20 protein-coding genes are annotated in these 24,942 nt (G+C 32.3%); 18 read left to right on the top strand and 2 right to left on the bottom strand.

All coding sequences use genetic code 11. From position 1 onward, the window contains the following. The first annotated feature begins 71 nt into the window (after positions 1 to 71). From PQF96_RS09580 to scpA, 10 genes are all read left to right on the top strand, one after another. Positions 72 to 3,407 carry a VCBS repeat-containing protein gene (locus PQF96_RS09580; RefSeq protein WP_271765891.1) on the top strand — a complete coding sequence of 1,112 codons (3,336 nt, stop codon included), beginning with the start codon at positions 72 to 74 and terminating at the stop codon, positions 3,405 to 3,407. A gap of 398 nt (positions 3,408 to 3,805) precedes the next feature. Further along, positions 3,806 to 4,555 carry a hypothetical protein gene (locus tag PQF96_RS09575; RefSeq protein ID WP_109438160.1) on the top strand — a complete coding sequence of 250 codons (750 nt, stop codon included), beginning with the start codon at positions 3,806 to 3,808 and terminating at the stop codon, positions 4,553 to 4,555. 53 nt (positions 4,556 to 4,608) lie between these two features. Then, positions 4,609 to 5,883 (top strand): MFS transporter, encoded by a 1,275-nt coding sequence (locus tag PQF96_RS09570; protein WP_109438159.1) that lies wholly within the window; start codon positions 4,609 to 4,611, stop codon positions 5,881 to 5,883. Beyond that, positions 5,861 to 7,435 (top strand): glycoside hydrolase family 3 protein, encoded by a 1,575-nt coding sequence (locus PQF96_RS09565; RefSeq protein ID WP_271765890.1) that lies wholly within the window; start codon positions 5,861 to 5,863, stop codon positions 7,433 to 7,435. Before PQF96_RS09570 ends, PQF96_RS09565 begins: the two co-directional genes overlap by 23 nt. Before the next feature lie 5 nt (positions 7,436 to 7,440). Further along, entirely contained in the window at positions 7,441 to 8,526 is a 1,086-nt protein-coding gene (locus PQF96_RS09560) for an anhydro-N-acetylmuramic acid kinase (RefSeq protein WP_271765889.1), read from the top strand. Between the two features lie 55 nt (positions 8,527 to 8,581). Next, on the top strand, positions 8,582 to 9,190 hold the full coding sequence (gene udk, locus PQF96_RS09555; RefSeq protein WP_109438157.1) for a uridine kinase: 609 nt from the start codon (positions 8,582 to 8,584) through the stop codon (positions 9,188 to 9,190). Between the two features lie 32 nt (positions 9,191 to 9,222). Next, positions 9,223 to 9,588: an FtsB family cell division protein gene (locus PQF96_RS09550; RefSeq protein ID WP_109438156.1), complete on the top strand. Its 366-nt coding sequence runs from the start codon at positions 9,223 to 9,225 to the stop codon at positions 9,586 to 9,588. Next, positions 9,581 to 10,948 (top strand): methylmalonyl-CoA mutase subunit beta, encoded by a 1,368-nt coding sequence (locus PQF96_RS09545; RefSeq protein ID WP_143917925.1) that lies wholly within the window; start codon positions 9,581 to 9,583, stop codon positions 10,946 to 10,948. The genes PQF96_RS09550 and PQF96_RS09545 overlap by 8 nt, the downstream gene beginning before the upstream one ends. An 85-nt stretch (positions 10,949 to 11,033) precedes the next feature. Then, the gene (locus PQF96_RS09540) at positions 11,034 to 11,663 is read left to right on the top strand and encodes a hypothetical protein (protein WP_271765888.1); all 630 of its coding nucleotides are present in this window, start codon (positions 11,034 to 11,036) and stop codon (positions 11,661 to 11,663) included. 123 nt (positions 11,664 to 11,786) lie between these two features. Then, positions 11,787 to 13,916 (top strand): methylmalonyl-CoA mutase, encoded by a 2,130-nt coding sequence (scpA, locus tag PQF96_RS09535; protein ID WP_271765887.1) that lies wholly within the window; start codon positions 11,787 to 11,789, stop codon positions 13,914 to 13,916. 53 nt (positions 13,917 to 13,969) lie between these two features. Here the strand turns inward: scpA and PQF96_RS09530 are convergent, their stop codons facing one another. Continuing rightward, the gene (locus PQF96_RS09530; RefSeq protein ID WP_109438152.1) at positions 13,970 to 15,703 is read right to left on the bottom strand and encodes a carboxypeptidase-like regulatory domain-containing protein; all 1,734 of its coding nucleotides are present in this window, start codon (positions 15,701 to 15,703) and stop codon (positions 13,970 to 13,972) included. 567 nt (positions 15,704 to 16,270) lie between these two features. Continuing rightward, the gene (locus PQF96_RS09525; RefSeq protein ID WP_271765886.1) at positions 16,271 to 18,022 is read right to left on the bottom strand and encodes a carboxypeptidase-like regulatory domain-containing protein; all 1,752 of its coding nucleotides are present in this window, start codon (positions 18,020 to 18,022) and stop codon (positions 16,271 to 16,273) included. A 297-nt stretch (positions 18,023 to 18,319) separates the two neighbouring features. Between PQF96_RS09525 and PQF96_RS09520 the strand changes: the two genes are divergently transcribed. The 8 genes from PQF96_RS09520 (at position 18,320) to PQF96_RS09485 (ending at position 24,927) form a co-directional block, all read left to right on the top strand. After that, a complete protein-coding gene (locus tag PQF96_RS09520) occupies positions 18,320 to 19,201 on the top strand; it encodes an SDR family oxidoreductase (RefSeq protein ID WP_271765885.1) in 882 nt (293 codons plus the stop codon). A 138-nt stretch (positions 19,202 to 19,339) separates the two neighbouring features. Next, positions 19,340 to 20,104, top strand: a complete 765-nt coding sequence (locus PQF96_RS09515) for a ParA family protein (RefSeq protein ID WP_143916592.1) — start codon at positions 19,340 to 19,342, stop codon at positions 20,102 to 20,104. Between the two features lie 6 nt (positions 20,105 to 20,110). Beyond that, complete coding sequence (locus PQF96_RS09510) at positions 20,111 to 21,028, top strand: ParB/RepB/Spo0J family partition protein (protein ID WP_109438148.1); 918 nt, start codon at positions 20,111 to 20,113, stop codon at positions 21,026 to 21,028. Then, positions 21,018 to 21,608 (top strand): DUF5683 domain-containing protein, encoded by a 591-nt coding sequence (locus PQF96_RS09505; RefSeq protein ID WP_271765884.1) that lies wholly within the window; start codon positions 21,018 to 21,020, stop codon positions 21,606 to 21,608. Before PQF96_RS09510 ends, PQF96_RS09505 begins: the two co-directional genes overlap by 11 nt. Before the next feature lie 50 nt (positions 21,609 to 21,658). Then, positions 21,659 to 22,357, top strand: a complete 699-nt coding sequence (gene dapB / locus PQF96_RS09500) for a 4-hydroxy-tetrahydrodipicolinate reductase (RefSeq protein WP_271765883.1) — start codon at positions 21,659 to 21,661, stop codon at positions 22,355 to 22,357. Between the two features lie 54 nt (positions 22,358 to 22,411). Continuing rightward, positions 22,412 to 23,980 carry a signal peptidase I gene (gene lepB, locus PQF96_RS09495; RefSeq protein ID WP_109438146.1) on the top strand — a complete coding sequence of 523 codons (1,569 nt, stop codon included), beginning with the start codon at positions 22,412 to 22,414 and terminating at the stop codon, positions 23,978 to 23,980. Between the two features lie 16 nt (positions 23,981 to 23,996). Further along, positions 23,997 to 24,626 (top strand): WbqC family protein, encoded by a 630-nt coding sequence (locus PQF96_RS09490; RefSeq protein WP_271765882.1) that lies wholly within the window; start codon positions 23,997 to 23,999, stop codon positions 24,624 to 24,626. Beyond that, entirely contained in the window at positions 24,619 to 24,927 is a 309-nt protein-coding gene (locus PQF96_RS09485; protein ID WP_271765881.1) for a DUF6122 family protein, read from the top strand. The genes PQF96_RS09490 and PQF96_RS09485 overlap by 8 nt, the downstream gene beginning before the upstream one ends. Positions 24,928 to 24,942 lie beyond the last annotated feature (15 nt).

Raw genomic sequence — 24,942 nt, 5'->3', positions numbered from 1 at the left:
ATTATGATTTAAAAGGGTCTTAGATATTGTTTATTTGGGGCCCTTTTTATAATTTTCTAAAAAATTTAAAAATGAAGAGGATATATAGCATCGTATTTTTTTCAATAGTATTGTTTTCTTGTCAGGAAAATAAAGAAAAACAGTTTAGTTTGCTATCCGGTGATCGTACAGGTATTTTGTTTTCTAATGATATTATTGAGACGGATAGTCTAAATTACTTTACTTACCCATATATGTATATGGGAGGAGGAGTATCTGCTGGTGATATTAATAACGATGGGCTTGTAGACTTGTTTTTTACTGCTAATATGAAATCCAATTCATTATACTTAAATAAAGGAAAATTTAAGTTTGAAGATATTACCGATGCGGCTAATATAGGAGGAGATGACAGGTGGTTTACAGGAACTACCATGGTCGACATTAATAACGACGGGTATTTAGATATTTACGTAAGTGTTTCTGGTAAAAGCAACAAAAGAAATAATCTTTTATATATCAATAATGGTCCTTCGACAAGCTCTGGGCAAATAACATTTACAGAAAAGGCTGAAGCATTTGGGATAAACCATAACGGGCATACCACCCAAAGTACTTTTTTTGATTATGATAATGATGGGGATTTAGACTTATATCTGGCCAACTATCCACCTACTCCATTTAAAAGCCCCGTATCTTTTTATAGACGTAAAGTAAATAATCCAAAAATAGAAGAATCTGATATTCTATTTAAAAACAATGGCGATGGTACTTTTACCGACGTTACTATCGAATCTGGAATATTAAACTTTGGACTTTCCTTAAGCGCAACTATTGCAGATTTTAATGACGACGGTTTTAAAGATATTTATGTATCTAATGATTTCGATTCTCCAGATTTCATGTACATAAATAATAAGAATGGGACATTCAAGGAAATTGCTAAAGAAGCTGTAAATCATACTTCTCAATATGGCATGGGGGCAGATATAGCCGATTATAACAATGATAATCTTCATGACATAGCCCAGGTAGACATGACTCCAGAAGACAACAGAAGATCTAAAGCTAATATGTCAAGCATGAATCCATTGGGATTTACTAAAATGGTAAATTCTGGTTTAAACTATCAGTACATGCAAAATAGTCTTCAATTAAACAGGGGGAATGATGCTAACGGAAATCCAGTTTTTAGTGAAGTTTCAAGAATAGCCGGAATATCAACCACTGATTGGAGTTGGTCAATACTTTTTTCAGATTTAGATAATGATGGTTGGAAAGACATAACTATTTCTAACGGAACACGAAGGGATATTAATAACAGGGATTATTTCGCAAAATTAAAAACGAAGAACTATTTTGGGAATGCAGCATTATCAGCAGAAGAAGTACAACAAATCCCTTCAGAAAAAATATCTAATTATATTTTTAAAAACACCAAAGATTTTACTTTTAAAAATATGGTAGATGAATGGGGATGGGATGAAAAAACGTTTTCTAATGGATCTTTATATGCTGATTTGGATAATGATGGGGATTTAGATTTTGTTATTAATAATATCGATCAGCATCCCTCGATTTATAAAAACAATAATTTAGACCATAATAATTTTTTAACAATAAGTCTAAAAGGCACTAAAAACAACCAAAATGGTCTTGGAGCAAAAGTATATATAACGACCAATCAATCACAACAATTCAATGAACTTACCTTAACCAGGGGATTTCAATCTTCTGTAGCTCCTATATTACACTTTGGTTTAGGGAAAGAAGAAATCGTATCATTAGTAAAAGTAGTATGGCCAAATGGTGATATTTCTGAAATAAAAGATGTAAAAGCAAATCAAAATCTCCTGGTAGATTTTTCCTCTGCTCAGAAATCAAAAAAAGAATCTCTTCAAAATAAACCGCTATTTCAAACTATAGCTTTAGATACCATTGGTGTAGATTTTACCCATATAGAAAACAAATATGATGACTATTATTTTGAGCCTCTATTACCTCATCAAACTTCTATGTTGGGTCCAGGGATTGCGGTTGGCGATGTAAATGGAGATGGCTTAGATGATTTTTACATAGGTGGTGCTTCAAAACAAGCAGCAACACTATTTGTCCAAAATACTGAAGGTAAGTTCAACAGAACCAACGATATTATTTGGGAAGCTGATAAAGCTATGGAAGATATGAGTGCTTTATTTTTGGATTATGATAATGATGGGGATAAAGATCTATATGTAGTGAGTGGCGGCAATGAAGGTGATCAAGACTTAGCAAATTTTCAAGACCGTCTTTATATAAATGATGGTAAAGGCAAATTTATTAAAAGTATAAGCGTTTTACCTCGCATAGAAACTAGCGGTTCTCGAGTAATAGCAGGTGACTACGATAATGACGGAGATTTAGATCTATTTGTAGGTGGGAGATTAGTTGTTGGACAATACCCCTGGCCGGCAAAGAGTTATATTTTAAATAATGATAATGGTATTTATAAAGATGTAACAGCAGAAATAGCCCCGGATTTTTCAACATTAGGAATGATTACAGATGCTAGTTGGACAGATTTTGATAATAATGGTACACTAGATCTTATTATCGTAGGTGAATGGATACCAATCTTATTTTATAGCAATGATGGTAATACATTTCAAAATACAACAACATCTACTGGGCTTCAAAACACCAATGGTTGGTGGTCAAGCATAACTCAAGATGATTTTGATAATGATGGCGATATTGATTATATAATTGGTAATTTAGGTCTAAATTACAAATACAAAGCCTCAAAAGATGAACCTTTTGAAGTATATGCAGATGATTTTGACGGTAATAAGAGAAAAGATATAGTACTGAGTTATTATAATTTTGGAAAATTATTTCCGGTTCGTGGTAAATCATGTTCATCTCAGCAAATGCCAACATTAAGAAAAAAATTCCAAGACTATAATTCGTTTGCAATTGCAGATGTTAATGAAGTATATGGTAAAGAAAAACTAGAAAATGCCGAGATACATTACAAAGTTCAAACTTTTGCTAGCAGCTACATAGAAAATTTAGGTAAAGGAAAATTTAAAATAACCCCATTGCCTAATGAAGCTCAATTTTCATCGGTCAATAAAATAATCTCTAACGATATTGATGGAGACGGCTTCAAAGACATTATACTTGGAGGAAATTTGTATGCTTCTGAAATCGAAACCCCTAGAAACGATTCAAGTATTGGTACCTTTTTAAAGGGTGATGGTAATGGTAATTTTATTGCAGTACCAAATGATCAATGTGGACTATATCTTAAGGGGGATGTTAAAGATTTCTCCTTCATCACTATTGGTAATACAAGGTATATTGGTGTTGTTAAAAATAATGATGATCTTCAATTTGTAAAGGTTAAAAGAAATAACTCCTCAAAAACAATCCAGACGCTACCCTAAAAAAAGCAAAACTTTTTAATTATTCTCCTAGAAGACAAAACTACATTACAATATTGAGGTAACTTTTTTAAATCATTATTCTTTTTTTTTCATATTACCACTACCCTTTTTGTGTTTTCTAGGGTCTTATTATAAAGAGATCTTCTATGAAGAGTACTAAACTTGTGTTTTAATATATAATCAAAAACTATTAATTAAGTCTGAGTTAGCTTTTTTTCTTAATTACAAGAGGTGTAGAATTGCCGTTCTACACCTTACTTTTTTTCACAACAAAGTTCAAAATATTGTGTTTTTATGAGTTAAAATTCAATGTCTATTTTATAATACAACAATCAAATCATATCTTACGTTAACATTACAACACACTTAATAAGGCTTATACTAATCAAAGACGATATATGAAACTCTTCACATTCATTATTGTATTTATACTCATATATCAAAGCAGCGCTCAAGAAATTGAGGAAGTTAATCCAAATACCTATCGGTTTAGTTATAAATCAGAATTATACAAAGGGACTAAACTCCAAATAACCAAAAAAATAAGGACGCTAAAGAATAATTCATGGTTTGTAAATATTCCTGAAGAAAAACAAGTCGAACTTAATATGCTTTTTAAAAAAGTACGAGAACAACCCATACCCCGATTGTATAAAAAACGTGCGATCATATTTCTTGATGCTTTATATGCTTATGAAGATTTCTTAACCATATATGACAATGCTCTCTATGCGGTGATTTTACATCTAAAAAGAGATATGCGACGTCTTGATTTTAAGTTTGAAAGACAATTTACAAAAGCTAAAGTAGCTCTGGATCGCGCCAATAAAGAAGATAAAAATAATATTAAAGAAATTAATCGACTGAGTAAAGAATTTCATGATAGCCAAATAAAATTAATGAGTCATCGATGGATGAAGAAAAAAATAGAACGATATAGAGGCATGGATGCAGTTAAAAATCCAGACGAGCTTATTGCAGAATTTAAAAAGGCTGAAGCAATGAATATCTTTACAATGATTGAAGAAAAAAAAATTGACAAAATCAATTCATATCTTGAAAATCAAATCATTGATTTCTTTTATAAAAAATCACTCCCCGAGATACATCTTGACAAGCTTGAGTTAGACTATATTGATAAAATATAAACTAAGTTTTATTAATAAATTTGTGAGTATCTTACTTTCCTTAAAAACAATTCATGATAGAATCATCAAATAAAGATAAAAATGCCTGGGCTTGGGTACCTTCACTTTATTTCACAGAAGGTCTACCCTATGTAATAGTAATTACAGTTTCTGTTATTATGTATAAAAAATTAGGTGTGAGTAACGCCGATATAGGTATATATACAAGTTGGCTATATTTACCATGGGTTCTTAAACCTTTGTGGAGTCCTTTGGTAGATATTAAAAGCACTAAACGCAATTGGTTTTTAGGTATGCAACTTCTTATTGCTATAGCTTTTCTTGGAGTCGGGTTAACGATTCCTACCAACAATTTCTTTATTTTAAGTCTTTCTTGTTTTTGGATTGCTGCTTTTGCTTCTGCCACACATGACATCGCCGCAGATGGATATTATTTAATTGGCCTTTCTGAAAAAAAACAATCTTTTTTTCTCGGTGTACGTAGTACATTTTATCGCTTAGCTATGATTACCGGACAAGGGCTTATTGTTGTACTTGCGGGTTTTTTAGAAGAGTATTATGGAAATAATCAGAAAGCATGGTCCTACACTATAACTATCACTGCTGTTTTTATGGTGATATTGACACTTACTAATTTCTTCACTACTCCAAAAATAGAACAGGAGAATACTCTGGATAAAGAGAAGAAAATAGGTTTTTTTGATGTTTTCAGTACATTTTTTCAAAAAAAACAAATTGGACTTGCGATCGCTTTTATCCTTATGTATCGTTTAGGAGAATCTCAATTAGTCAAAATGGCCTCCCCATTTTTATTGGATCAAACCGAAGTTGGAGGACTTGCATTATCTACTACAGCTGTAGGTACTATATACGGAACTTTTGGACTTATAGCCTTAACTATTGGAGGTATTCTTGGCGGAATCGTAATCTCAATGCACGGATTAAAAAAATGGATGCTTCCTATGATATTGGCATTAAACCTACCTAATCTATTATATGCTTTGCTTGCATTTTGGCAACCTTCATCCACTCTATTTGCAACATTGGTAGTAATTATAGAGCAATTTGGATATGGTTTTGGATTCGCCGCATATTTAATGTTTATGATTTATGTAGCCGAAGGAGTTTCTAAAACCTCTCATTATGCGATTGCAACGGGATTTATGGCATTAGGAATGATGTTGCCAGGCATGGTCAGTGGCATTATCCAGGAAGCTATCGGTTATACGGGCTTTTTTATTTGGGTTGCAGTAGCAGCTGTACCCGGAATCATCCTTACCAGATATATACAATACCCTAATGATTATGGAAAGAAAGATAAAAAATAGCAGTATGAATATCGTATCCAAAACAGAAAAAATTGGTCAGTTCTTCTTTCCTGCTGCATTTATAAATGATAGTGATTCAGAAATAAAAAAGATTGAAAGACTTATAAAAGATTATAAAATAGGAGGGTTAACTTTTTTTCATAGCAGAATTAGTGCTGCAACAAACTTTGAAGGAAAGAAAAAAGTAATACGCAACGAAAATAGTGCACAAAGATTATCAGAACTTATCGAACACTATCAAAATATAGCCTCGTACCCTTTACTTATAAGTATAGATGCAGAATGGGGCCTAGCAATGCGTGTAGAAAACACTCCGCAATATCCCTATGCCATCACATTAGGAGCCCTCCCAAAAGACCAAACAGATTTGATTTTTGAAGTAGGAAAACATGTAGGAAATGATTTGGCTAATATTGGAATTCACCTTAACCTTGCCCCAGTAGCAGATGTAAATATCAACCCTAATAATCCTGTAATTGGTTATCGTGCTTTTGGAGAAAATAAAGAACAGGTAACACTTAAGTCTATTGCATTTTACAATGGACTTAAAGCATCAGGAATTTTAGGATGTTTCAAACATTTTCCTGGTCATGGGGATACCGAAGTAGACTCTCATTTGGGTCTTCCTGTGATTATGAAATCAAAACAAGAATTACAGAACACAGAATTATATCCATTTATAAAAGCTATTGCTCAAGGTATCGACAGTATACTTATTGGCCATTTAGCAGTTCCTTCTCTTTCTAAAGGAAAAAATATATCAGCCACGTTATCAAAAGATATTATTAAGGGACTATTAAGGCAAGAATTAGGTTTTAAAGGTGTTGTAATTTCTGATGCACTTAATATGCATAGCGTTTCAAAACTATACCCAGAAAAAGGACTTTTAGAATGGAAGGCCTTTGATGCCGGTAACGATGTTTTATGCTTTGCGGAGCATGTGGAAGAAGGAATACTAACTATTGAAAAAAATGCGACCACTGATCAAATTGAAGAAAGTTTTAGCAGAATCACAGCATTTAAAGAAAATGCATTTACAAAACACTCTTCAGAACATAATATCGATATCAACAAAATAACTTCTCTAAATCAAAATATAGCCAAAGCATCACTTACTCATTATATCTCAGATCAAAATAGTTTATCCAAATTCATGATTGAGGGATTTGATGCTATTTTAATAAAAAATACAGACCACTGTATTTTCTTTACAGAAATCGAAAAAACAAAAAATTTTAACCTTATAAATCTTTCTAAAACGACTACAAATAACAATATCCTTATTGCCCTATTCCCTGATTCTATAAAACCAAAAAACGAATTTGGAATAGACAAAAAGATGAAGGAGACAATTGCAGAATTAAGCCGTACAAAAAATGTAGCTTTATACCTGTTTGGCAACCCCTACGCTTTGCGAATATTACAAACTGATAATATTAACAACATTATTCTTGGGTATCAGGATCTTGAAACCTTTCAGCAGGTTGCGGCACAACATTTTATTGGCAAACATAAGGCTATTGGAATATCGCCAGTTCAACTTTCAATCTAAAAAACATGAATTCAAATAAAGACCAATATAAAGTCATAGGTTTAATGTCAGGAACTTCATTGGATGGTCTTGATATCGTTTATTGTCATTTTGAGAAAAAAAATGATATTTGGGATTTTACAATTCTTAACACCCAAAGTGTAGATTATGACATAACGTTTAAAGAAAAACTTAAAAACACGGTTAATCTTGATGCAGTCTCATTATTGGCTTTTCATAATGAATACGGAAGTTGGTTAGGCAATCAGGTAAAAAAATTTATTCTTGACCATAACCTTAAGGTTGATTTTATCTCAAGCCATGGTCATACTGTCTTTCATCAACCTAAAATTGGATTAACTTATCAAATTGGGTCTGGACAGCATTTGGCTAATGCTTGTGAATGTAAAGTGATAAGTGATTTTAGAACTAATGATGTCGCTTTAGGAGGACAGGGAGCTCCTTTGGTTCCCATAGGAGATCAATTATTGTTCAATCAATATGATTTTTGTCTTAATCTTGGAGGAATTAGTAATATTTCCTTTGAAAATAAAGGAAAAAGAATTGCCTATGATATTTCGCCCGCAAATATGTTACTTAATTATATTTGCGCAACTATCGATAAATCCTATGATAATCGTGGAGAAATTGCTAAAACAGGAAAATTGAATTTGGCCTTATTAAGTGCATTAAACAATTTAGAATATTATAAGCAACCCTTCCCTAAATCATTAGGATACGAATGGTTTTTAGAAAAAGTAATACCTATTATAAATGTTTCTGAAGATTCTCCCCAGGATCTCTTGCATACGGCTGTACATCATATCGCTACGCAGATCGCGGACACTATAAAAAAAGTAACAAAAAAACATGCTACCATACTAATAACAGGTGGTGGAGCAAAAAATGATTTTCTTATAGAAATTTTACAACAAAAGTTAAATGAATTGACTACGGTTATTATTCCACCAGAAAACATTATCGATTTTAAAGAAGCATTAGTCTTTGGTTTTATGGGAGTATTAAAAGAAAGAAATGAAGTCAATTGCCTGCAATCAGTAACCGGAGCGAAGAAAGATTCCTCTTCAGGAACTATTTATTATCCTTCGTGAATAAGTTTATGTCAAAGATTAATTTGCATTCTGTAAATTTGCCAAAAAAATAGAAATGCTAATTATCGGTATCGCTGGCGGAACAGGATGTGGTAAAACTACTGTAGTCAATCAAATTGTAAATGAATTACCCGAAAATGAGGTATGTGTAATTTCACAAGATTCCTACTATAAAGACACCAGTCATCTCACTTATGATGAAAGAGTAAAAATAAACTTTGATCATCCACAATCTATAGATTTTGATTTATTAGGTGAACATTTGATCGCGCTTAGAAATGGTAAAACAATTGACCAACCAGTATACTCGTTTGTAGAGCATAACCGTACTAAGGAAACCATCACAACTGCTCCAAGTAAAGTAATTATTGTAGAAGGAATTTTGATTCTTACCAACCCAAAAATCAGGGATATGTTTGACATCAAAATATATGTACATACCGATAGTGATGAACGTTTAATACGAAGATTAAAAAGAGATATTGCAGAACGTGGTAGAGATATGGATGAGGTTTTGGATCGTTATCAAAATACATTAAAACCTATGCATCAGCAATTCATTGATCCAACCAAAGAATTTGCAGATCTTATTATCCCCAATAATAATTATAACAATGTAGCAGTTGATATAGTACGTACCATTATTAAAGAACGCTTGAATTAACTTTTGTACCTTTATAACCCATATAATTCTTAATGAGATTGAAGCTTAAAAGTTATTTTCAGAAACTTAAAAACAAACCGGCACTGATACCGATATTCGCAATATTTTTAAATAAATATGTGTTGATCGTTCTTCTTTTTGTGATTTGGATGTTGTTTCTTGATACAAACTCATGGCTTATTCATAAAGAATTGGATCAGGAGATTCGCGAACTTGAGGATAATAAAGAGTACTATATCAAAGAGATTGTAAAAGATCAAAAAGATATTAAAACACTAAAAGACAGTAGTGAACTTGAAAAATTTGCTCGAGAAGAATACTTTATGAAACGAGATAATGAAGAAATTTACATTATCGAATATGAAGATAGTGTTCCTAAAAACAAAAAAGATGACTAAATCCTTATTTGATAGTTTTGATGACGTTTCTGCAAAACAATGGAAACAAAAAATTCAATTTGATCTCAAAGGAGCTGATTACAATGAAGCTCTAATATTCAAATCTTTAGAAGGAATTGATATTAAACCTTTTTATCATCAAGAAGATCTGGAGCATATTAGTACAACAATTTCAGAAAATTCTTCCTGGAATAATTCACTAAAGATCGAAGTATCAGATGCAACTATTGGTAATCAAAAAGCACTGGAAGCTATTAAAAAAGGTGCAGAAAGTATTCATTTCGTTATCGCAAAAGAAACTATTGATCTTAATCTTCTTTTAGAAAATATACCCCCAAATACTCAGATTTTCATTGAAACTGAGTTTCTTTCGCTTTCCTATATAAAAGAGCTAAATGACATTGCTCAAAATTTAAATTTAGATATCTTTTTAGCAACAGATATCATTGGTAATTTGGCAAGTACGGGTAATTGGTTTACAAGCCTAAAAGATGATCATCAAATACTACAAGATATTATTAAGCAGAGCAAACACCTTAAAAGTACAATTAGTATTGACGTAGGTTTATATCAAAATGCGGGTGCTACAATGGTTCAACAATTGGCATATGCATTAGCCCATGTTAATGAATATCTAAATCATTTTAAGGATATAACGCTCTCTTCATTTACAAAAACCCCAATACTTTTTAAGGTAGCGGTGGGTAGTAATTATTTTTTTGAGATTGCAAAACTACGAGCACTAAGAATATTATGGCGTTCATTAGCCTCTGAGTATGACATCCTAGAAGAATGCTATATTTTGGCATATCCTTCACACCGTAATAAGACAATCATGGATTATAATGTAAACATGCTTCGTACAACTACAGAATGTATGAGTGCTATACTAGGCGGAGCAAATACGGTTCAGAATCTTCCTTATGATGATATTTATAATCTCGAAAATGATTTTGGAACAAGGATATCTCTCAACCAACTTCTTATATTAAAAAACGAAAGTTATTTTGATTTGGTTACTAACCCAGCTTCAGGATCTTATTACATAGAAAGCCTGACAGATCAATTAGCAGAAAAAGGATTATCATTATTTAAAAATATTGAAGAAGGTGGTGGTTTTTTAAACCAATTAAAATCTGGAATCCTACAAAAGAAAATAAAAGAAAGCGCTAAAAAAGAGCAAGAATTATTCGACAATCAAACCATTATACTAACCGGAGCTAACAAATATGTAAACTCTGAGGAAGTTTTACCTCCTTTTCAAAAATCTGTTTTTCCAGATAAAAATGTAAGAAAAACACTACTTCAACCTATCACAAAACATAGATTAAGTGAGATAGTCGAGAAAAAAACACAATAAAACGTTAATATTATCTAATTTATTGTTAACTTTCGAGCTAATTATAAAACTTAGCTTATATACTAACAGTACTAAATCTAAATCAATGCCCCTAAAGATTAGATCTAGAATCATAGTCGTTTCTTTATCATTAATTCTGAATATGACTTATGCTCAAAATGGTATTAATTGTCATCGTGTAGATGAAACAGGAATTATCAAAAAAGCATTCGATTCTTTCGAAAATGACCTATTCGATTATTATAAATTTGGTAACGATTCTATTAAGACCTACAGAACTTTCCTTGCAGAAGTTGCAAGTTTATCTCTAGATCTTAGAAAACTTCCTTCTAGTAACTCTATTCAATTAGCCCGTGAGTTTAAGAAAATAGCGGATAATAAAAATTCACTTTGGATCAGATTAAGTGAGTATGAAAATCAAGAAGCTGTAAAGAAATCTTCTCCTTCTACTAATAGCAAAAAAAATGAAGAAGAAGTTTTAATATTTAATTACAGAGGTGGATTTATTCAATGTCTTAAAAACACGAGTGACAGTGATGATTTTAAAGAAATTATCGATACGCTTGAAAAGGATGGAAATGTAAGTACTTCATTGATCTCTCAAAGAATTTATTACATTACTGATAAAGAGTTTTGTGCTATTGAAATAAAAAACTTTATCGCTTTTGATATCTATTATTCTATTTTAATGGTTATTGAAAAAGCGTTTAAGTAAATTTTTTTGCATTATTCTCTAAAAACCTGAGGTAGAATTGATTTTTTATAATAAAAATCATTTTTAAAACCTTAATTTTATGGCCTTGTTAATTTATCATTTCCAAAAATGAGGCGTTGAATAATGAATAGAAAAGACGTACAACACATCCAATTACAAAAAAAAGTAATTCCTACAAGACAGGAAGAGATTTCTACATGTACTACCTCAGAAGGAGTTAACATAAAATCCTCCTATACTGAAGATGATATTGATACTTTAGGTCATCTTAATTTTTCTGCAGGTATACCTCCATATTTACGTGGACCATATTCTACAATGTATGTTAGAAGGCCATGGACCATACGACAGTATGCTGGTTTTTCTACAGCAGAAGAGAGTAATGCCTTTTATCGCAGGAATCTTGCTGCTGGCCAAAAAGGGTTATCAGTAGCTTTTGACCTTGCGACACATCGCGGGTATGATAGTGATCATGAACGTGTATTTGGTGACGTTGGAATGGCAGGTGTAGCAATAGACACTGTTGAAGACATGAAAGTGTTATTCGATCAGATACCCCTTGATAAAATGTCTGTTTCTATGACTATGAATGGGGCTGTTTTACCTATTATGGCCTTTTATATTGTAGCGGCAGAAGAACAAGGAGTAGCTAAAAATCTTCTTTCGGGAACAATTCAAAATGATATTCTTAAAGAATTTATGGTTCGTAACACTTATGTTTACCCTCCTACTCCTTCAATGCGAATTATTGGAGATATCTTTAAATATTGTTCTACTCATATGCCCAAATTTAATCCTATAAGTATTTCTGGATACCATATGCAAGAAGCCGGTGCTACTTGTGATATCGAACTAGCGTATACATTGGCTGATGGTTTAGAATACATAAGGAAAGGAATTGAAACTGGAATGGATGTGGATTCTTTTGCTCCTCGCCTCTCTTTCTTTTGGGCTATAGGAATGAATCATTTTATGGAAATTGCAAAAATGCGAGCAGCACGTATGCTTTGGGCTAAACTAATTAAACAGTTTAATCCAAAAAATCCAAAATCCTTAATGCTACGTACCCATTGTCAGACTAGCGGATGGAGTCTTACTGCTCAAGATCCATTTAATAACGTTGCGCGTACGTGTATAGAAGCAAGTGCCGCAGCTTTTGGAGGCACACAAAGTTTGCATACTAATGCTCTTGATGAAGCTATTGCACTCCCAACAGATTTTTCTGCAAGAATTGCCAGAAATACTCAGATTTACTTACAAGAAGAGACATACATTACTCGTACAGTAGATCCTTGGGCAGGAAGTTATTATGTAGAATCTCTAACCAATGATATTGCTGAAAAGGCTTGGAAACTAATTGAAGAAGTAGAAGAACTGGGAGGAATGACCAAAGCTATTGAAGCAGGTATTCCAAAAATGAGAATTGAAGAAGCCGCCGCCAGAAAGCAAGCCAGAATTGATAGTGAGCAAGATGTTATCATAGGAGTTAATAAATATAAGCTTGAGGAAGAAGAAGCTATAAGCACCCTCAAAGTTGATAATCAAGCAGTAAGAGCTCAACAAATAGAAGGGCTTGAGAAAGTAAAAGCTTCAAGAAATGAAAAAGCAGTACAAGAGGCATTGAATAATTTAACTGTGGCTGCAGCCGATGATAATCAAAATTTACTAGCTTTAGCTGTTGAAGCAGCAAAATTAAGAGCTACTTTGGGAGAAATTAGTGATGCTTTAGAAAAAGAATTTGGAAGATTTAAAGCAGAAATAAAATCATTTACAGGAGTGTATGCTAAAGAAATAAAAAATGATGATTCCTTTAACAAGGCCAGAGAACTAGCAAATCAATATGCAGAATTAGAAGGACGAAGACCTCGAATCATGATTGCTAAAATGGGACAAGATGGCCATGATCGTGGTGCCAAAGTAGTTGCAACCAGTTATGCTGATGTAGGTTTTGATGTTGATATTGGACCTTTATTTCAAACTCCGGTAGAAGCTGCAAAACAAGCTGTAGAAAATGATGTACACATTGTAGGTGTATCTTCTCTAGCTGGAGGACATAAAACTTTAGTTCCGCAGATTGTTGAGGAACTCAAAAAATACGGAAGAGAAGATATCATGGTTATCGTTGGAGGTGTAATTCCTCCCGACGATTATGATTTTCTTTTTGAAGCAGGAGCAGTAGCTATATTTGGACCTGGAACCAAGATTAGTGATGCTGCTATCACCATATTAGAAATTTTAATCTCGACTTTCTAGTGGTTTCCTAAAAAGTCGAGATTAAGATAATAATTGGATATATTGATGCTCCTCTAATTTGAAGATACAGCGGATGATACCGGTATCGTAGAATTAAATTTAAAAAGCTGTACTTTATTATTAAGATCACTTAACTTAAATACTTTTGTTTCTTCTTTTTGGTTTTTTCGTCCCCAATTCTTGTAAACTGTCGCTTTCAAATAAGTTGGATCATATTTTTTGTTTCCCAAATATGTCATATTAATAAGCCAATCTCCACTATTCATATCATATATAAAAAACTCTTCAGAAGAATATCCTTTTGCTTTTTGATCTGCAACACGTTCGCTATTCTTTTCCATAGAATGTTCATAAACAAATGAATTTAATTTTGGATCAACAAATTCAAATTTAAATTCTGCTTCAGAAGTATTCCACTCAAAAACCACTCTTAAATCACTTTCTGGATTATTTTTTTTATCCTTAGGAATGAAAACTTCTTTTATTTTGGCAACCTTCTTTTTTTGTAAATACAAAGATTTCATCTCATTATAAACAATCTGCTCTATACCTTTATCCTGTAGCTTATTACCTCTTTGTAAATATCTAAGATACATATCCCAACCTTCTTTATATTGCTTGTTCTTTATATAAGCATTTGCAAGATCTCTGAAAGATTGTGTGTAAGATGATCTTAAAAAAGCAATTTTATAATATACTTTTATTGCTTTCGACTTCTCTCCTAACTCTTGATACGTATATGCCAAAGCTTTTAATGCTTCAGGATTTTGATCAAATGCTTCTTCCATATCTTCTAGCACTGCCAAAGACATTTTTTTATTTCTTTTCTCGATTCTAAAGAAATTAGAAACATCTAAATAAAAACTAGGTGAATTCTTATACTGAGCAGATAAATCTTTATAAGAATCGTATAATTCTTGATTTGGTACACGCTCCAATTTTTTCAAATATTCAGTATTAAATGAAAAGTCTCTATATGGCAATGCATCATTTTTATATTTAGATTGATTTCTAAAACCCAATTGCTGTTTTAATACTTCAGATTTTGAGGCTCCTTTTGTTCTTACAACAATTACTCCTGAAGCGCCTCGCATCCCATATAAAGTGGTTGAAGCCACAGATCTAAGGACAGCAACATAATCTACATCAACCAGATCTACATGCGGAGGATTATTTTCAAAAATCATCCCATCAATATCCCATAACGCAGTTTTTCTGCCAGAGAAAGTACCTGTAGGTCGTATTCCAAAACTTCCATATCCACTCAAAGCTAACTGATTTTGCAAAGACTGGGCAATATTTCCAGAACCTAACCACAAGTCTTTACCCTCTATAATCTGAACAGCATTTGAAAAACTTCGTCGATCAATGTCCCCGTAAGCCGTTGAAACTTTTGGTCTTTTTTGTTTTTTTGTACCAAAACTCTTCACATTTTCATCTCCTTCTACCAAAACTTCTTCTAAATCACTTACCACTTTGGCCATTTTTACATTTAAAAAATCAGTCACATCTTCTACCACTATCTCGACGGGTTTCATTCCAACAAAGGAATATTGAATAACTTCTTTTTCTGATGCCTGAAGAGAATATTGCCCCTTTTTATTAGTGATAGCTTTTCTATCTGTTCCTTTTACGAAAATATTCACATTATTTAATGGTACATTATCATGAGTTACATATCCGGTTATTTTATTCATCGAGGAAGGTTGTCCAAAAGAAAGCGAATAATTTAAAAATAAAGTTAGCCCTATAAGGATTTTGGTAATACTGTTTTTTTGTAATAACATTTTAGTTGAATTTTGAAGGTTATGATATGTTACATTCCTATTAAATTTACTGAAGAAATCCCTCAGATTATAATATAGAAATGTTAATTAACTAATTTTATGAAGCCATTAAATCGCACTTCGTTTTCGCCCTCTAATTTACTGGCTAGCAAAATAATACCTAATTATTCTAGTTAAGAAAACTGCCATTAAGTTTTAGCAATCTCATCTTATAATTTTGATTGCATAGCTTAAAAAGTTTTTTCTCTTAGGGTAAATTTGCTTGTCTTAAATTCTTATATATTGAAGCTTTAAGATAGGTAGGTTCATACTTTTTGTTTCCTTAACAAGTTATAATAACCGACCAGTCTCTTTCTTCCAAATCATATATAATAATTAGTATTAGCTTAAAAACTAAATATCTCCTCAACGGTATTACACACATAACTAGATAATTAGCAAAAAACCCATTAGTTTTAACGCATCAAATATTTTGCCACATTGTGTCATAAAAATTTTTATTTATAATTTTTATGATTTTATTAAGAATATATACTAGAATCTAATGATTGAAGAGAGTATTATTGATTAATATCCTGCAGTAGAGAGTTTTGAATTAAATTTTAATAACCCCATCTTATATTCTTTTCTTTGAAGTTTGAACACCTTTATTTCCTGAGTTTGATTGATTCTCCCCCAATTTCTATACACAGTAGTTTTTAGATAGGTAGGTTCATATTTTTTATTTCCTTGATAGGTGATATTAATAAACCAATTTCCTTTTGCCAGATCATATAAATAAAACTCATTTGAAGAGTATCCTCTTAATTTTTCATCTACAATACGATCGTTATTTTTTTCTTGAGAATGTTCGAATGCAAAAGAACGGGATTCTGGATCTACAAATTCTATTGCAAACTCAGCTTCTGTAGTATTCCATTCAAAAACAACTCGAATATCACTTTCTGCATTCTCTAGGTTTAAGTTTTTAATCTCAGCATTTTCACGAATTCCTGAAGCATTCTTTTTTTTCAAATACAGGAATGACATTTCACTATGTACCATTTTTTCAATACCATCTTCTAGTACATAATTACCTGCCTGTAAATATTGTAAATATGTATCCCAAGCCTTTTTGTATTCTTTATTAGCCGCATACGCATTAGCCAAATCTCTAAATGATTGTGAATAAGAGGGTCTTAACTCTATAAGCATTGTATATAAACCTATAGCTTTTTGATGTAGTCCACGTTCTTGATAAATATATGCGATAGCTTTTAATGCTTCAGGATCCTCTTTAAACAATACTTCTGCTTCAGAAAGAACTTTTAATGAAAGTGTATCCAGTTGTTTTTCTGTTTTGAAATACCTTGCCATATCCATAAAAAAACTAGGTGAGTTTTTGTTTTTTTCGGCTAAGGCACTATAAGATTTATATGCTTCCTTATCATTAGTAACTGTATCTAATATCGAAAAATAAGAAGGAATTAATTTTATTGTTGAATAAGGAACACTTCCTGTTGCATAAATATTTTTATTAGCCTTATTCTTACTTCCCTTTTTCTTTTTTAACCTAGCTCCTTTTGTTCTAACCACAATTACTCCACCAGATCCTCTCATTCCATATTTTGTTGTTCCTGATACAGATCTAATTACAGTAACTTTATCAATTTCTCCTACTCTCAAGTTAGGTGGGTCCTCATAAATGATCCCATCGATATCCCATATAGCTAGACTTTCTTCTGGATTAGAAATGGATAAATTAGGGACCAATCTTACCCTTTTAATTCTTCGACTATCATATGATATACCTTGATATTTTATTAAACCACTTAAGGTTTCAATTAAATCACTCCCTTGGATATTAAGGCTATTACTTTTAATAGTTTTTATCTTGCCATAAGAAACACTTTTCTTATTAATAGTACCATAAGCCGTTTCAATATTTTGATCGTCTTCTGCATCCTCATCTCTAAACTTATTCTTTTTATTATTTGTCTTTATAACTACTGTTTCCAGATCATTCACTTCATCAACCATTCCTATATTTAGGTATTTTGTAATGTCTTCTACAATAACTTCAACAGGTTTCATACCTTTAAAAGAAAATTGAATTATAGCTTTTTCGGGCGCTTCAATACGATAATATCCTTTCCTATTGGTAGTTGTTTTCACATTACTATCTTTTATTTCGACCTTTACCAATTCTAGTGGAAATTCATTGTAAGTTACATAACCTGAAATTTTATTTAATCTGGGTTTTGATTGACCAAAAGAGTGAGTAGAATTCCCAACAACAATGGTTAATAGTAAGAATTTAAACAGTATTTTTTTTTTCAAAAGCATTTTGTTTTCCTTATGATACTTAAAATATAATTTCTTTCTCCAAATAAACTGGTTAATAGCACATTATAAAAATAGGTAAAAGTTATTTACTTCTCTTAATCAACATATATATTTTCACTCCTTATAGAAAGTTGCACAATTACAAATAATAAATGTTTTTACCTAGACATCACCGCAAGCTTTATAAATAATAGTATTTTTGTTAAGTACTTAAACAGGCAATAAAAAACTATGCACGCATAGTTTTTTAACTATAACTTGTTATATTAGCAAAATATCGATACAAAAATTATGAATTATACAAACAAAATGCTTCGAGATGGAGCGCTAGAAGGTAAAAATATTGTAGTCACTGGTGGTGGTAGTGGATTAGGGAAATCAATGACCAAATATTTTCTTGAACTTGGAGCAAAAGTAGCTATAACTTCTCGTAACATAGAGAAGTTACAAAATACAGCTAAAGAACTCGAAGCTGAAACCGGAGGTACTTGTTTACCTTTACAGTGTGATGTTCGTCATTACAGCGAGGTTGAAGCAATGCGAGATCAAGCTATTGAAGCTTTTGGTTCTGTTGACATCTTACTTAACAATGCCGCTGGTAATTTTATATCTCCCACAGAACGTCTATCGGCAAATGCTTTTGATACTATAATTGATATTGTGCTTAAGGGAACCAAAAACTGCACATTAGCTTTTGGAAAACATTGGATTGATACTAAATACAAAAACACTGCTGTTCTTAATATTGTAACCACTTATGCATGGACTGGTTCTGCTTATGTAGTGCCAAGTGCGAGCGCAAAAGCAGGGGTCTTGGCTATGACACGATCATTAGCAGTGGAGTGGGCAAAATACGGAATGCGTTTTAATGCAATTGCTCCAGGGCCATTCCCTACAAAAGGAGCTTGGGATAGATTAGTTCCTGGAGATTTAGCAGAAAAATTAGATTTTTCAAAACGTGTACCATTAAGTCGTACCGGTGAGCATCAAGAACTTGCTAACCTTGCTGCATATTTGGTGTCAGATTTTTCTGCTTATGTAAATGGGGAAGTAATTACCATTGATGGCGGAGAATGGATTAAAGGAGCCGGACAATTTAATCTTCTTGAACAGGTCCCTGAAGAAATGTGGGATCAACTTGAGGCAATGATACGTTCAAAAAAGAATAAATAAGTTTTTATTAACAATAAAATAGTACACTAGACCATCTCCAAAGGGGGATGGTCTTTTTTATATCCTACTGTTAACATTTTTCATTTTTATAATATATAATAAATTGTATTTTTACCTCTTAAATCCAAACCTCCCCTCATGGGTAAAATTATAGCGATTGCCAATCAAAAAGGTGGTGTAGGTAAAACTACTACCTCAGTAAATTTAGCAGCCTCTCTAGGCGTATTAGAGAAAAAAGTATTATTAATCGATGCTGATCCCCAAGCGAATGCTACTTCTGGACTTGGGTTGGATGTGGATACCATTGAAAAAGGAACATATCAAATCCTGGAACATACTATCAAACCAGAAGAAGCAATTTTGGAAACCAGTTCTCCAAATGTGCATATCATACCTGCACATATTGATCTGGTAGCCATAGAAATTGAACTTGTAGATAAAGATTCAAGAGAATATATGCTTAAAAAAGCCATTGAAGGATTAAAATCTCAATATGATTATATTCTTATTGATTGTGCACCATCTCTAGGTTTATTGACACTAAATGCATTGACTGCTGCAGACTCTGTAATGATACCTATCCAATGTGAATATTTTGCTTTAGAGGGATTGGGCAAGCTTTTGAATACAATTAAAAGTGTGCAAAAAGTTCATAATCAAAATTTAGATATAGAAGGACTATTACTTACTATGTATGATTCTAGGTTAAGGCTATCCAATCAAGTAGTAGAAGAAGTACAAAAGCATTTTAATGAAATGGTATTTAAAACAATCATTCAGAGAAATATTCGTTTGAGTGAAGCACCCAGTTATGGTGAAAGTATAATTAATTATGATGCTTCTAGTAAAGGTGCTAGTAATTATTTAAGTTTGGCACAGGAAATTATTAAGAAAAACAGCTAAGGATTCATGGCGAAGGCAACCAAAAAACAAGCATTAGGAAGAGGATTATCAGCTCTGTTAAAAGATCCTGATAATGATATAAAATCAGTAGAAGATAAAGGTGCTGATAAAGTAGTTGGCAATATTATCGAGTTAGAATTGGAAAGTATCGATGTTAACCCTTTTCAACCTCGTACTAGTTTTAATGATGAAACATTACGTGAGCTTGCTACTTCTATAAAAGAGGTCGGTGTAATTCAACCTATTACTGTTCGTAAATTAGATTTTAACAATTATCAACTAGTTAGTGGAGAGCGTCGTTTTCGTGCTTCAAAATTAGCCGGATTAAAGTCTATTCCTGCATATATTCGTATTGCTAATGATCAGGAATCATTAACAATGGCATTGGTCGAAAATATTCAACGCCAGGATTTAGATCCGATCGAAATTGCACTTTCATACCAGCGACTTATAGATGAGATTAGCCTCACTCAAGAACAATTGAGTGATAGAGTGGGTAAAAAACGGTCAACTATTGCAAATTATCTTAGACTTCTAAAATTAGATCCTATTGTTCAAACAGGAATGAGAGACGGATTTATATCTATGGGTCATGGTCGAGCACTCATAAATATTGATGATCAACAACAACAACTTGATATTTATGAAACTATCATTGGAAAGTCACTATCTGTACGTGATACAGAAAAAATGGTACGATCTCTAAATGAAAAAACAGATAGTACTAATTCTTCTGCAAATAGTAGTTCTGCAACAAATTTATTACCAAAACATATTGCAAAAGGAGTAAAAGATTTTTCTGATTACTTTGGCGCAAAAATTGATGTAAAAGTTTCCAATAAAGGAAGTGGAAAGTTAATTATACCTTTTTCTTCCGAAGAAGATTTTAAACGCATAAAGAAACTTATTAATAGTGAAGATTAAATTCTTTTATATTATCTTTTTTACACTACTTTCTATTCAGCATATTCTTGCTCAAGAAAATGAAGAATTAAAAGTTACTACAGAAGAAGTGCCTGTAAAAAAGAAGAAGAAAAAGAGAGAGAGAAAGATTCGACCATATGAACCTTTAGCTCCCGCAAGAGCCGCTTTTTATTCTGCGGTACTCCCTGGGCTAGGCCAAGCATATACAGGAAAGTACTGGAAAGTCCCTATCGTATACGCAGCATTAGGAACAGGAGTATACTTTTATATTGACAATAATAATAACTATAATCGCTTTCGTGATATTTTTAAACGTAGACTCGCTGGTTTTACCGATGATGAGTTTCCAAACATAACCAATGATCAATTAATATCGTTGCAAGAACGTTTTCGACGTGATAAGGAGTTATCATTATTAGTTACTGTAGGGATTTATCTCCTAAACATTGTAGATGCCAATGTAACTGCACATTTACAACAATATAATATAACAGATGATCTTTCTTTCAAACCAAAAATAAATTTTAATGAGTTTGATACCAGACCAAATTATGGAGTATCACTCAATTATAGTTTTTAAAAAAAGATTGATTCCTTTTTATAAAACATAAAAATAACACCAACCAAGATATGAAAATTGCGCTGCTGGGATATGGCAAAATGGGGAAAACAATAGAAAAAATTGCCACAGAAAGAGGTCATACTATTATACTTAAAGTAGACAAAGAAGATACCACATATGATCTTTCAGAAGCAGATGTAGCCATCGATTTTAGTATTCCGACTGCGGCTGTGAATAATATAACGAATTGCTTTAATACAGGAGTACCTGTTGTTTCTGGCACTACGGGATGGTTAGATCATTATGAAGACATGGTCGCCCTATGCAAAGAAAAAAAAGGAGGGTTTATCTATGCCTCAAACTATAGTCTTGGTGTTAATTTGTTTTTTGAACTTAATAGAAAGTTAGCAAAAATGATGGCACCGCTAGAGGGCTATAATATTGCAATGGAAGAAATCCATCATACAGAAAAATTAGATGCTCCAAGTGGTACTGCTATTACTCTTGCAAAAGGTATTATCGAAAACACAGATAAAACTGAATGGCAATTAGATAATGGAGACAAAAACACTATCCCTATAATAGCGAAAAGAATTGATAAAGTACCTGGAACACATACCGTCAACTACACTTCAGAAGTAGATGACATCGAGATTAAACATACGGCACACAATCGAAATGGTTTTGCACTAGGAGCAGTTGTAGCTGCTGAGTGGTTAACTGATAAAACAGGAGTTTTCAGTATGAAAGATGTATTAGGGCTATAAAAAGTGTAACGCTTGGTTAATAAGATGTACTTATACTAAAAAATATATTTAAAGATGATACTTACAGAATGGTTTATTTTTTTCCTGATATTACAGGCAATTCATTTCTTAGGAACCTGGAAACTATACACTAAAGCAGGACGAAAAGCATGGGAAGCAATTATCCCGGTGTATAATGCCGTTGTTTTAATGAAAATTATAAATCGCCCTTGGTGGTGGGTAATATTATTATTTATTCCTGTAATTAATGTAATCATGCTCCCCGTTATCTGGGTGGAGACCATTAGGAGTTTTGGTAAAAACTCTACTACTGATACTGTTCTTGTAGTAGTTACTTTAGGGTTCTATATATATTACATTAACTATATGCTTGATGTTACTTATATAGAAAATCGTGATTTAAAGCCAAAAACAGCTGCTGGAGAGTGGATAAGTTCTATTCTTTTTGCCGTAGTTGCTGCAACTATTGTACACACTTATTTTATGCAACCATATACTATCCCTACAGGTTCTTTAGAAAGAACATTACTTGTTGGGGATTTCCTATTTGTAAGTAAATTTCATTATGGTGCAAGAACACCTATGACCGCAGTATCTTTTCCTATGGTACATGACACTATACCGTTAGTAAGAACAAAATCATACTCTAGCAAACCGCAATATCCATATTTTAGATTACCCGGATTTCAGAATATCAAACGTAATGACATTGTTGTTTTTAGTTGGCCAATAGACACTGTTAGATATTTTAGAGATCGATCAAAATTAAGTTACTACAAACCTATTGATAAGAAATCTAATTATGTAAAAAGATGTGTAGGTATTCCTGGAGATTCTTTATCAGTAGTTGATGGGTATGTATACATTAATGGAAAGCAGAATAAGCTACCAGAACGTGCGCAAGTGCAGTTTTCATATAGTGGAACTACAAAAGGCAGTAATTTCAATCTACCAAACTTATATGATCGTTATCGCATTAAACCAAATGAGTTTGGATACAACAATACTCAATTTAATGCTCAGGGAATGACTACTGATGCTGCGACCCGATTTAAAAACCACCCCAACGTTGCTGGTATTGAAAGAAATATAATGCCAAAGGGACTTAAAGACCCTAGTATTTTTCCTAATAACGGCAAAGTAAACTGGAACTCTGACAATTTTGGAGCAATTTATATTCCTGAAGCCGGAAAAACTGTTAAAATGGATCTTAAAAGTTTTTCATTATATAGAAGAATTATTGAAGTTTATGAAGGCTCTGAATTGGGTATAGATAATAAACTTACTGTAAATGGTACGCAAGTTTTACTTAATGGAAAACCTATTGATACGTATACATTCAAACAAGATTATTATTGGATGATGGGTGATAATCGTCACAATAGTGAAGACAGTCGTGTATGGGGTTATGTCCCTGCCAATCATATTGTTGGAAAACCTGTATTTGTATGGTTTAGTTGGGATACTAATGCCAAAGGGCTGTTTAATAAAATAAGATGGGAACGCATGTTTACCACCGTTGGTGGAAGCGGAAATCCAGTTTCTTATTTTAAGTACTTTTTAATTGTTTTAGCTGGATGGATTATTTATGGTCAATATCGTAAAAAGAAAAAAAGCGCTTAATACATAGTCGATTAAATTGAATATCCCCTTATTACATCCAATGTATTTTGGAACTATTGCACAATATGTAGTAATGGCGAAAGCAACATCTGTTGTTTTTGAAAACGAAGATAATTACCAAAAACAAACTTATCGTAATCGTACTTATATTTATGGTGCTAATGGAAAATTACTTCTTAGTATTCCTATAAAACATATCGGAAATAAAGGGAGACAACTATATAAAGATGTTCGTATAGAAAATGATTTCCCCTGGCAGTCATTACATTGGAAATCACTTGAAACAGCATACAGAACATCACCTTTTTTTGAGTATTATGAAGATGAATTTGCGCATCTTTTCGAAAAACCAAAAAAGTTTCTTTTAGATTTCAATTATGAATGCATGCAAGCAGTATATAATTGCTTACAACTAGACACTTCATATACAAAAACTAGTGAATATATCAAAAGCCCTCAAGAACATATAGATTTAAGAACGCTTATAAATGCTAAAAAACAAAAACCTTATTCTTTAGAATCTTACATCCAGGTTTTTGCAGAAAAACAAGGATTTATTCCTAATCTTTCTATTTTGGATTTACTCTTTAACGAAGGAACTAATACTTTGACCTACCTAGAGAATCAATCTATTGTCGATGATTAGACCAATCCTGCACTATAGCTTTCATTTTATAATTCCCCTAATTATCGCACTACTCTTCTTTCCTAAACAATGGAAAAAGGTATACCTTATTTTTTTAGGAAGTATGCTAATTGATCTTGATCATCTTCTTGCCAATCCTATTTTTGATCTAAATCGATGTAGCGTCGGTTTTCATCCTCTACATAGCTATTATGCAATTGCAGTATATTGTACATCTCTGTTTTTTACAAGAACAAGAATTATTGGATTAGCATTGATATGGCATATAATAACAGATCAATTGGATTGTTGGATGATGTAAATATGGATATATCTA

The organism is Aquimarina algiphila (genome assembly GCF_947494415.1).
GTDB lineage: Bacteria > Bacteroidota > Bacteroidia > Flavobacteriales > Flavobacteriaceae > Aquimarina > Aquimarina algiphila.
Note: the sequence above shows the minus strand (reverse complement) of the source record. Positions and strands in the feature narration are given on the sequence as shown.

Bases quoted from the DNA above. Each gene is read 5' to 3' on its own strand.
- PQF96_RS09510 (WP_109438148.1), top strand. From the start codon at position 20,111: ATGGCGAAGGCAACCAAAAAACAAGCATTAGGAAGAGGATTATCAGCT.
- PQF96_RS09575 (WP_109438160.1), top strand. From the start codon at position 3,806: ATGAAACTCTTCACATTCATTATTGTATTTATACTCATATATCAAAGC.
- PQF96_RS09545 (WP_143917925.1), top strand. From the start codon at position 9,581: ATGACTAAATCCTTATTTGATAGTTTTGATGACGTTTCTGCAAAACAA.
- lepB (WP_109438146.1), top strand. From the start codon at position 22,412: ATGATACTTACAGAATGGTTTATTTTTTTCCTGATATTACAGGCAATT.
- PQF96_RS09530 (WP_109438152.1), bottom strand. From the start codon at position 15,703: ATGTTATTACAAAAAAACAGTATTACCAAAATCCTTATAGGGCTAACT.
- PQF96_RS09485 (WP_271765881.1), top strand. From the start codon at position 24,619: ATGATTAGACCAATCCTGCACTATAGCTTTCATTTTATAATTCCCCTA.
- udk (WP_109438157.1), top strand. From the start codon at position 8,582: ATGCTAATTATCGGTATCGCTGGCGGAACAGGATGTGGTAAAACTACT.
- PQF96_RS09515 (WP_143916592.1), top strand. From the start codon at position 19,340: ATGGGTAAAATTATAGCGATTGCCAATCAAAAAGGTGGTGTAGGTAAA.
- scpA (WP_271765887.1), top strand. From the start codon at position 11,787: ATGAATAGAAAAGACGTACAACACATCCAATTACAAAAAAAAGTAATT.
- PQF96_RS09580 (WP_271765891.1), top strand. From the start codon at position 72: ATGAAGAGGATATATAGCATCGTATTTTTTTCAATAGTATTGTTTTCT.
- dapB (WP_271765883.1), top strand. From the start codon at position 21,659: ATGAAAATTGCGCTGCTGGGATATGGCAAAATGGGGAAAACAATAGAA.
- PQF96_RS09550 (WP_109438156.1), top strand. From the start codon at position 9,223: ATGAGATTGAAGCTTAAAAGTTATTTTCAGAAACTTAAAAACAAACCG.
- PQF96_RS09570 (WP_109438159.1), top strand. From the start codon at position 4,609: ATGATAGAATCATCAAATAAAGATAAAAATGCCTGGGCTTGGGTACCT.
- PQF96_RS09520 (WP_271765885.1), top strand. From the start codon at position 18,320: ATGAATTATACAAACAAAATGCTTCGAGATGGAGCGCTAGAAGGTAAA.
- PQF96_RS09565 (WP_271765890.1), top strand. From the start codon at position 5,861: ATGGAAAGAAAGATAAAAAATAGCAGTATGAATATCGTATCCAAAACA.
- PQF96_RS09560 (WP_271765889.1), top strand. From the start codon at position 7,441: ATGAATTCAAATAAAGACCAATATAAAGTCATAGGTTTAATGTCAGGA.
- PQF96_RS09540 (WP_271765888.1), top strand. From the start codon at position 11,034: ATGCCCCTAAAGATTAGATCTAGAATCATAGTCGTTTCTTTATCATTA.